The organism is Isoptericola sp. BMS4, assembly GCF_011634835.1.
Taxonomy (GTDB): domain Bacteria; phylum Actinomycetota; class Actinomycetes; order Actinomycetales; family Cellulomonadaceae; genus Isoptericola.
In genome coordinates, this window is record NZ_SIRP01000033.1 from 1 (window position 1) to 673 (window position 673).

At 68.4% G+C, this 673-nt stretch carries 1 pseudogene; it reads left to right on the plus strand.

Going from position 1 to position 673, the window contains the following annotated elements:
• Window positions 1-527, plus strand: a pseudogene (locus EYB28_RS19855) (carbohydrate ABC transporter, N-acetylglucosamine/diacetylchitobiose-binding protein); the annotation flags it as partial.
• Window positions 528-673: the final 146 nt, after the last annotated feature.

Genomic DNA, 673 nt, shown 5'->3' on the forward strand with positions numbered 1-673 from the left:
GGCAGGAGGCGCTGCTGTACCCGTCGGGGTCCTGGATCGAGAACGAGATGAAGGACCAGACCGCCGACGGCTTCCAGATGAAGGGCGTCCCGGCGTTCTCCGTCACCTCCTCGGCGGCGATGTCTCCGACGGCGCTGCACTCCACCGCCGGCGAGCCGTTCATCGTGCCCTCGCAGGCCAAGAGCGTGGCCGGCGGCAAGGAGACGCTGCGGGCGATGCTGTCCAAGGAGGCGGCGACGAACTTCTCGAAGACGAAGCTGGCGCCGACCGTCGTCAAGGGCATCGTGCCCGCGGACGGGTTCGGCTCGACGGCGCTGGTGTCGCAGACCGACATGCTCGACGCCGCGGCGGGGGAGATCTTCACGTTCGGCTTCGTCAACAACTACGGCATGAACCAGGAGCAGCTGCCGATCTGGAACTCGTTCCTCAGCGGGAAGAAGTCGGTCGCCGACCTCACCGGCGAGCTGCAGGCGATCACCGACCGGATCCGCGAGGACGACACCGTCGAGAAGATCGAGGTGTCATGACCGCGGCGCTTCCGGCAGGCCGGACCTCACCCTCGGCGGGACCCCGGAGCGGGCCCCGCCGCGGGCGGGCCGGCAGGCTGTCGTTCGACAGGCTGAGCTTCTTCGTGGTGTTCCTGTGGATCCCGGTCGCGTTGTTCCTGGGGTTC